8 protein-coding genes are annotated in these 9279 nt (G+C 32.5%); 3 read left to right on the plus strand and 5 right to left on the minus strand.

Annotated elements, in window-relative coordinates; all coding sequences use genetic code 11:
• Window positions 1–1241: 1241 nt before the first annotated feature.
• From LQU93_RS06845 to LQU93_RS06860, 4 genes are read right to left on the minus strand one after another with little or no spacing between them, the layout of a single operon-like run.
• On the minus strand, window positions 1242–1757 hold the full coding sequence (locus tag LQU93_RS06845) for a tetratricopeptide repeat protein (protein ID WP_229933143.1): 516 nt from the start codon (window positions 1755–1757) through the stop codon (window positions 1242–1244).
• Window positions 1754–2356, minus strand: a complete 603-nt coding sequence (locus LQU93_RS06850) for an NUDIX domain-containing protein (RefSeq protein ID WP_229933144.1) — start codon at window positions 2354–2356, stop codon at window positions 1754–1756. The genes LQU93_RS06845 and LQU93_RS06850 overlap by 4 nt, the downstream gene beginning before the upstream one ends.
• On the minus strand, window positions 2341–3699 hold the full coding sequence (mgtE, locus tag LQU93_RS06855) for a magnesium transporter (protein ID WP_229933145.1): 1359 nt from the start codon (window positions 3697–3699) through the stop codon (window positions 2341–2343). Before mgtE ends, LQU93_RS06850 begins: the two co-directional genes overlap by 16 nt.
• A 1-nt stretch (window position 3700) precedes the next feature.
• The gene (locus LQU93_RS06860) at window positions 3701–4864 is read right to left on the minus strand and encodes a peptidoglycan DD-metalloendopeptidase family protein (protein WP_268250056.1); all 1164 of its coding nucleotides are present in this window, start codon (window positions 4862–4864) and stop codon (window positions 3701–3703) included.
• A gap of 110 nt (window positions 4865–4974) precedes the next feature.
• On the opposite strand from LQU93_RS06860, the gene LQU93_RS06865 reads away from it, so the two are divergent.
• Entirely contained in the window at window positions 4975–5694 is a 720-nt protein-coding gene (locus LQU93_RS06865; protein WP_229933146.1) for a plasminogen-binding N-terminal domain-containing protein, read from the plus strand.
• A 40-nt stretch (window positions 5695–5734) separates the two neighbouring features.
• On the opposite strand, the gene LQU93_RS06870 is transcribed toward LQU93_RS06865, so the two are convergent.
• Window positions 5735–6085, minus strand: a complete 351-nt coding sequence (locus LQU93_RS06870; RefSeq protein WP_229933147.1) for a nitrous oxide-stimulated promoter family protein — start codon at window positions 6083–6085, stop codon at window positions 5735–5737.
• A gap of 310 nt (window positions 6086–6395) precedes the next feature.
• Between LQU93_RS06870 and LQU93_RS06875 the strand changes: the two genes are divergently transcribed.
• Both LQU93_RS06875 and LQU93_RS06880 read left to right on the plus strand, forming a co-directional pair.
• Window positions 6396–7631 (plus strand): aromatic amino acid transport family protein, encoded by a 1236-nt coding sequence (locus LQU93_RS06875; RefSeq protein WP_229933148.1) that lies wholly within the window; start codon window positions 6396–6398, stop codon window positions 7629–7631.
• Between the two features lie 21 nt (window positions 7632–7652).
• On the plus strand, window positions 7653–9020 hold the full coding sequence (locus tag LQU93_RS06880) for an L-serine ammonia-lyase (RefSeq protein ID WP_229933149.1): 1368 nt from the start codon (window positions 7653–7655) through the stop codon (window positions 9018–9020).
• Window positions 9021–9279: the final 259 nt, after the last annotated feature.

Genomic DNA, 9279 nt, shown 5'->3' on the forward strand with positions numbered 1-9279 from the left:
GCCTATAATTTCACCCCCACTTAACCCCAACCATACTCTCTTATAATTTAAGTAAAATTTCATATAGATTTTCTTTGTTATTAAACCAAATTTACACTCTTTTAACTTCACTTTGTTTGTTGCTTTATAACAAAAGTGTAATATAAAATTATCTTTTTTTCTACTTCGCTTCGCTCGTAGCTTTTCAAGAACTACTTCGCTTTGTTTATAGATTTACAAGAAATGATTTTAAATTTATCTAACCTTGTTTGACAAAATTTGTTTATATGATTTTTGCTATTTGCTTCTTTTAGGTTAAAATTTATTTTTGCAGTGCTTAATATAATAATAAGCCTTATTTGTTTTAGAAATTCTTTAACGAATTAAATACTTGTTTTTATCTATAACATTGCAGTTTAAAGATTGTTTTTTTTGGAGGGGGGGGTAAGAAATCACAAAATTTTCTTTGAAATTTAGGTAATAAATACATTTGTTTTTATTGACACAATAATAAATTCTTATGCTTTAGTGCTTTTTAAGAAAATGCCTTTAAATTTGCTTTAATGTATTTACAAAATACTCAAAAATATTCATATCATTGCATGGTTAAATAGTGAGCGAAGTAGAAACTCATTTTGCAACAACATAAAAAGATTTGCTTTGTTTGCAACTATTAACAAGACAAAGCAAATACTAATCATCTGCATAAAATGTATTTTTTAAAAGATATTAAACTTTATAAAAAATCATTTGATTTGCTTTATTATCGCTTTGTGATGATTTTTACTCGTAATTTTTGTTAATCTTGCTACAAATTAACATTACTCTTTATTTAAAAGCCATGAGTGCAGCATTATCATTACTAGTTTTTATGCATATAAACACTAAAACACCGACTTGTCTAAATGTTTTTTATCGTGTAAATCTTTATTGTTTTTAAAACAATGCTAAACGAGCATAGTGCTTGTGCGAAGTTATATTTTTAAACTAATTATAAAACTTTTTTGCGGTCTATTTTAGGCTCATTTTGACGATTATTGCAATAGTTTTGTTGTTAAATTGTTTGTATTTTGCAGATTTTTAATATGCTTAAGTTTGTTATAATGACCGTGAAATAATATTTTAGTATGCTAATTTTAGCAGTTTTTTAGTAAAGATATAAAAGCTATTTAATGTCAAATTCTAACAAATTTTTAGATTTATTTGCCTAAGAATTTGACATCATAATTTATGGTTTGTTTTGCAAATCCAATTTGATAATTTTATTTACTGTTTTTTATATTTTCGTATGCTTTACATGCGATTTCGTTACCCATTTTGCATGATTTTTGACTTAATTTTTTTGCTTTTTGTAAATCTTTTTTGACACCATTTCCATCAAAATATGCCACTGCTAATGCAAGACATGCCTTGTCGTCTCCTAAATCACATGCATGATTGAATTGCTCGTTTGCTTTTTTTACATCACCATTTTGTTGCCAAATAATTGCTAATTCGCTACATGCATATGGTAGTTTGCCATCACAGGCTATTTGGTAGTATTTTATGGCGTTTGCTTCGCTTTGTATGACACCTCTACCATCAAGGTAAAATTTTGCTAGGTTATAACAATTATACAAATGACCCTTTTCACAGCTTTCTTTAAAAATTGCAGCTGATTTGTCATACTCATTTTCTAATATACTCTCTCCACTTGGCTTAACACCTCCAGTATAAGCCTCGCTACCGCCAGCCATTAAAGCACAACATGCTACTAGCATAATTAGTAATTTTTTCATTTTTTATCCTTTAAATTTCCAAATTTTTCTTGCCACCAAAGATGAGCATACATAAATCCAAAGCCTTTTACTTTACTTTCGTCATATGCAAACTCATGCATTTTTGCCCGCTCTATAAATACAAGCTCTATTGCTTCTTCGGCCACGCCTCCTCCGTCATTTACTCTCATACTCTCATCAATACAGGCATAAAACATCGTTTGTGTGCCACCACCAAAACCAAAAGCGGTATAGCACATGGTTATTTTTTCGATTGCATCTATCTCATAGCCAACCTCTTCAAGCACCTCTTCACGTATAGTTTGCTCCTCGCTTAAACCCTTATCCATCAATCCAGCACAAAGCTCATAAGTAAAGCCTTGTTCATCGCTTTTATAGCCTAAATTTTCTTGAGAATACCATACTGCTGGACGAAATTGTTTAACAAATAAAAATGCATCTTTTTCTTTGTGATATAGCATGATGGATACGCTATTGTGAACCTTTACGCAATCCCATATGCGACGTTTGCCATTTTGCATAAATTCCATTCTAAATGGTTTAACATAATCAGATTTACCCATTGGTAAAATTTTTAAATCAGTTACAGTAATATCCATTTTGCAAGTCCTAAAAAGCTAAAAAAGCCGATACAATCGGTAAATGTTGTAAGCAATACGGCTGAGCCAACTGCAGGGTCAATATTTAGTCGCTTTAAACTAAGAGGTATGATTGTGCCAAACAAACCAGCCAAGCTAAGATTTATAAGCATACTTAGTGCAATAACGACACCCAAAAGTGCCTTATCAAACCATATCCATGCGACTATGCCCATTAATAGCCCAAAAATTGCACCATTTATTAATGAAATTCCAACTTCGCGTTTTAAAACATGTTTAGCATCTTTAAATTCAATTTCTCCAAGCGTAAGGCGTCTAACTGTAACTGTAAGAGCTTGTGTGCCAGTGTTTCCGCCCATTGAGGCAACGATTGGCATTAATACAGCAAGTGCTACATATGAAGCTATAGTATCATCAAAAATACCAATAATCGATGAACTAATAATTGCTGTAAATAAATTTATAAATAGCCAAACCGCACGTGCTTTACCTGCTTTTATAAGCGTTTCGTCTTCTTCGGCTTCGTCATTTACACCAGCTAGATTATAAATTTGCTCAGTTGCACTCTCTTCGATAAAATCATGTATGTCATCTGCCGTAATACGTCCTAGCAACACGCCCTTACTATCAACTACTGCTATTACGTTTAAGTCATAATCTTTTACTCTATCGGCTACATCTGTTATGTTTTCGCTATCTAAAGCCGTATATGGTTCATATTTATCACTACCGTTTATAAGTTCGCTAAGTGTTTTTGAAAAATCAAATAATATTAGCTCTTCAAGTGCGATAGCATGTTCTAAAACTCGGTCTTGATTTACGATAAATAGCTGAGAGATATTTTCTAACTCTCCTTCTGCTTTTAATTGCCTTAATCTTGCTATAGCATCACCTAGCTTTTCGTTGGCAAACGCCGAAAAAAGCTCTGTTTGCATATATGCACCAGCCTCATTGTCATTATAGCTTTGTAGTCGTAAGATGTCTGCTTTATCTTCTTCGTCTAGCTCATCAAAAAGTTCGCGTGCCTTATCTTCATCTATTTCTTCAATGTATTGAAGCAAATCTGTAGCGTCATCACTTTCAAGCTCTTCTAATGCTTCTACTATTTTTTCGGATGGCACATTTTCTATGACATCTTTTAGCATACTTTCAGGAAGTTCAATTGCAACATCGCCAAGCGTTTGAGGATCTATTTTATTTAGGTATTTGGTAAATAACTCTTCGTCATGGTATTTTAGAGTTTTTAGATGTTGAGCGATATCATATGCACTTAAATCCATCTCATTACTATCATCTATGTGCTGATCCAAAATTTCTTGTGCGTTTTGTAGCTCTTCATTCATGCTAAAACTCAATCACATTCTGAAAATTTTCATATTTTTCTGTTGTTAAATTTTCTTTTGTATATTTTTTATACTCTTTTGTGTATTTATCAACTATTGCTTTAAATTTACTTGCGTTTTTGTTTTCAGTTGCTACTTTTACAGATTTCATCATATTTTCTGGATTGACTGGTTTATCGCCTATGTAAAATCCAAAATGCAAATGAGGACCAGTGCTAACGCCAGTGCTTCCAACATATCCTATTAGTGTGCCTTGTTTTACTTTTTGACCTGTTTTTAGACCTTTTGCAAAGCCGTTTAAGTGTGCATATAGTGTTTCGTATCCATTTTGATGTGATAATATTATGGTTTTTCCATAGCCATTTTTTGTCCCTACAAATTTTACAGAACCATCACCTGAAGCCTTTACTGGCGTTCCTCTTGGTGCTCCATAATCAACGCCAAGATGTGCCCTGTATCTTTTATATACTGGATGCCATCTTTTTAATGTAAAACCAGAAGTTATGCGTGCATTTGGCAGTGGTCGCACGAAGCTTACGCGACGCTCTTCTTTACCTGATTTATTGTAGTATTTGTTTTCAAATTTATATGTTGTGTATGTTTTGCCTTGGGTTTGAAGCATTGCAGAGTGCAATTCTGGTGTTCCAAATGGCATTCCCATGCGAAATTTTTGTGTGTAAAAAATAGTTACTCTATCGCCTTTTTGAATGCGTTTGTAGTTAATATTTTGATTTTTAAATGCTGTTTTAAAAGCATTGGCAAGTGCATTTGATACATAGCTTGTTATATCTTCTGAAATAGATTTTGTTATCTCGATATTTAGCACTAGATCTTTTGTTTGATACGATATAGGCACAAAATCAAGCTGGTAATTATTGTCGCCATCTTTAAATATATGTATTTGTAATTCATCATTTACTGGAATTAGAATTTGTAAAATTTCATCATTTTCTTTAAAAATGTGAAATTTTAATCCAGCCGATATTTCTGCCACAGACTCTTTGTCTTCGTTTGTTAGATTGTAATAAAGTGATGATGGTAAGGAGTTTTGACCCAAAAATGACAAAAACGTCATCCCTTGTGACCATCTTAGTTCATCTACACTTGCTTTAATTGCAAACAAATTAACAACAGTAAGTGCAACAGCAAGTAGAATTTTAATCATCATTATCCCTTCGTTAAATCCGTAATGTTACTAAAAAAATCTTTAAATTATGCAAAAAATAAAGCAATTTAGGCTATAATCTGCAAAAATTTTCACAAAAGGATATAAAATTGAAAAAAATATTGCTTAGTTTTGTATTTGCTCTAAATTTACTTTATGGAGTTAATTTAAATTTTAAAGAGTATAAAACACCCATTATTGATGTAGAAGATGATGGCACGGCTACTATCGTAGATGCACCAGATATTGTTGTTGGTTCAAGCGGCGTTGTTGTACATAAATTTAGTTCAAATGACAGCTCTATTATTGCACGTGTGAGTGTGCTGGAAAAAAATAAAGGCTTTGCTAAAATTAGATTTGAAGTATTTGATTCACTAGAGCAAAAGGCTCTGCCTTTGCCTGGAATTGCACCTAAAAGTGGAGATTATGTCATACTAAACTTCTTATATTCTCGTGCTGTAATAGTCGTGCCTAATAAGGAAATTTTCGATGAAATTACAAATGCTTTTAGTGGAATTACGTTTATCCATCCAGATATTGTTGGTGCGTATTTAAGTTATGAGTATAAGCCAAATCCTAGTCGCGATGATTTTAGAAAAATGTGTTCAAAGAGTGCCGCTGGACTTATTTTTATAGCGATGAATAATCGTGGTGTTTTTGCGGATTGCCAAAGCTTTAAAGTTATTAAAGAGTTTCAAACTGGTGAAGTTGAGTATTATCAACTACCATTTTACACACGTGTTAGGGATATAGATACGATATTTTTTAAATTAGATAGTGCTCACATAAACAACTATGACGCACATTATGAAAGATTACTAGAAGAGTGACATTAAAATTCTCAAGTGTTATGCTTGAGAATTTTATATTTTATCCAAAAAATAGTCTTTTTATTTTATTTAAACCTAGCTTCATGCCACTATATTTCATCATTTTTGCCATTTTTTTCCACATTGCTAGCTCATAACATGGATGCGGACATTTATGACAGCGTGGTTTTTCTATGTGCGGACATTGACTTAGGCGATAATAAGCGTGCTTTGCCATATCACTACACTCTTTACATAGATGAAAATTTACACTAACAACATTGTCTGTATCATTGTAGTCAATGCTTATATTTTCTGTATTTTTTTCTCTATCTTGATGCTTGTCATCGCAGTATATTTGAATAAATTTTGTAACAGTTGTAACTTCGTAATGAAATTTTTCATTTGTCATTTTAATCCTTTGCTAAAATATTATCAAAATTTTTAAGATTAATTCTTGTTTTATATCAATAAATTATAAATATAAATTTATGATAAAACAAGCAATTTAGAAATAAATTTTAAATTTTTAAGAAAATTAAAAGCATTAAAATTTTAAAATTACCACAATTATTTAATAAAATTTTATTAATTTTAATTTTTAAGTTATAATATTTTATTATAATTGTGTCAGATGTAGTTGCCATTTTGTGGTCTGCGTTAAGTTTTGATTGTGTCGAAATTTAACAATTAACTAAATATTAATACTTTAAGGATTTGCTATGAATAATTCAAAAATGAATAGCTTTGATCGACGTTGGATGTGGTCGCTATTTGGGACGGCGGTTGGTGCTGGAATACTGTTTTTGCCTATACGTGCAGGAACTGGTGGCTTTTGGCCGATTGTTGTTATGTGTTGTTTGATATTTCCTATGACATGGCTTAGTCATAGAGCGTTGGCTAGATTTGTAAATTCTAGCTCAAAGCCAGGCTCAGATATTACAAAGGTTGTTGAAGAGCATTTTGGTTTTGGCTGGGGTTTTGCTGTTACGGTGCTTTATTTTTTTGCGATATATCCGATATGTTTGGCTTACGGTGTTGGCATCACAAATGTTGTTGATTCATTTATAGTAAATCAGCTTGGATTAGATCAGGTAAATCGCTTAGTCCTTGCAGTTGTTATGGTTTCAGCTATGATGGCTGTTATGCTTTTAAGCGAAGAAAAGGTCACAAAAGTATGCGAAAGTTTAGTTTATCCGCTGTGTTTTATATTGTTAGCATTCTCATTATATCTTGTTCCAAATTGGAAGTTTGATGCTATCGCAAGTATGCCAAGTGCCAAAGATTTTGTTGTTGTGGTTTGGCTAACACTTCCTGTTTTGGTATTTGCATTTAATCACAGCCCAGCCGTTTCGACGTTTGCATTAAGTATAGAAAAAGAGTATGGTGAAAATAAAAATGCAAAGACAAATCAGATTGAATTTCACACATCAGCTGCACTTTTAAGCTTTGTTATGCTTTTTGTTTTTTCATGCATTATGTGCTTAGATAATGCCGATTTTGCCGCTGCTAGAGAGGCAAATATACCTATTTTGTCATATTTTGCAAATAAATTTGATAATCCAGTAATCACTTACGCTGGTCCAGCTGTTGCATTTTTGGCGATATTGTCATCGTTTTTTGGACACTATTACGGTGCTAGAGAAGGACTTAATGGCATCATTCGTAAAGCAAGCAAAAAAGATGGAGTACAAAGACTTAGCAATACAACAATTAACGCCATAACTACTATTTTTATGTATGTCACAATCATTGCTGTTGGTTATGTAAATCCAAGTATTTTAGGCTTTATCGAGGATTTAGGTGGTCCAATTATTGCTGCTATTTTATTTATCATGCCAATTGTTGCGATTTATACAGTGCCTTCAATGGCTAAGTTTAAAAATAAATTTACTGATATATTTGTATTTGTTATGGGATCACTAACAATACTAAGTATTATCATAAAAATGCTTTGAAATTTAAACTAAGGGTGCAAAATGGATTCGATACTTTCTATTTTTAAAATCGGAGTTGGACCTAGCTCTTCTCATACTATAGGTCCGATTACAGCTGGGTGTAGGTTTTGCGTCCTTATCTCTGATATGATAGAGCGTGTGCATAGTGTAAAAGTGACTTTGCATGGCTCACTTTGCCTAACAGGCAAGGGGCATTTAACCGATATTGCGTGTTTAATAGGGCTAAATAACGTCCAAGCAAAAGATGTAACACCGCAGATAAAAAGCGATATCATAAATGATGTGTTTAAGCTTAAAAAGCTAAATTTAAATGGCGAAAAATATATACATTTTGACTATGAAAAAGATGTTATTTTTGAGCCAAAAATGCTTGAGTTGCACGAAAATGGCTTAGTTTTTCAGGCATATGATGAAAATTCTAATTTAATCATATCACAAACTTATTACTCCACTGGTGGTGGCTTTGTATCAACACAAGAGGAACTTATGAGTGCAAGTGGTGCAAATGGCGATGAAAAAGAGCTTGAGTTTGATTTTGACTCAGCTCAAAGGCTATCTGAGTTATGTAGAGTGCATAATAAAACAATAGCGCAAATTGCAATGAAACGTGAGTGCGAGCTACACTCAAAAGAGTATGTTAAAAAGTATTGTTTGGATATATATAAGGCTATGCTTGAATGCTACGAAAATGGCGTAAGCTCAGATGAAAAAACACTCCCTGGTATAATCAAGCTAAAACGATTAGCGCCAGCTATTAAAAAACGCTTAGAAACTAATCCAAAAAAGGATTTAGATCCACTAGCGATGATAGATTATGTGGCTATGTATGCTAGGGCTATATCTGAAGAAAATGCAAGTGGTGGCAAGGTAGTCACTGCACCTACAAATGGTGCTTGTGGTGTTGTGCCAGCTGTACTTTTGTATATACTTAATCATCGTTTTTATATGGATGAGGACAAGATAGTTGATTTTATTTTAACATGTTGTGCGATAGGGTATTTATATAAAAAAAATGCAAGTATTAGCGGTGCAGAGGCTGGATGTCAAGCTGAAATAGGTGCGGCTTCATCTATGGCAGCAGCTGGTATGGCTTTAGTTAGTGGGGCAAGCACTGCTCAGGTTTTAAGTGCTGCTGAGATTGCTATGGAGCATCATTTAGGACTTACTTGCGACCCTGTTGGTGGATTGGTTCAAATTCCTTGCATTGAGAGAAATGTTTTGGGTGCTATAAAAGCCATAAGTGCTGTAAAATTAGCGTTAGAGAGTGATTATACAGCACATGTTACGCTTGATGAAGTTATTATAACTATGTATAAAACTGGCAAAGATATGAACTCAAAATACAAAGAAACATCTCTTGGTGGCTTAGCACAGATGGTTAGTTGTTAAAACATTGGCTTTTTAGATATTTTTGTTTAAAAAGCCTTTTGTAAATTTTTACAAAAACCTTAGCCTATTTTTTATTGTCATGATAAAGTTTTGCGATTGTTTAAGCTTTATACTTGAGTGAATTTTGCTGTAAATTATCTAGAGTCATTTTAACTTAAAGCTCATTTTATTTGCTTTAAGTTATGATTTTACTGATGAAAAACAAGTATATTTATCGTTATTAATTTAAGAAGCCAAATTTAAAGAATTTTGAAATATT

This window comes from Campylobacter majalis (genome assembly GCF_905120465.1).
Classification (GTDB): domain Bacteria; phylum Campylobacterota; class Campylobacteria; order Campylobacterales; family Campylobacteraceae; genus Campylobacter_A; species Campylobacter_A majalis.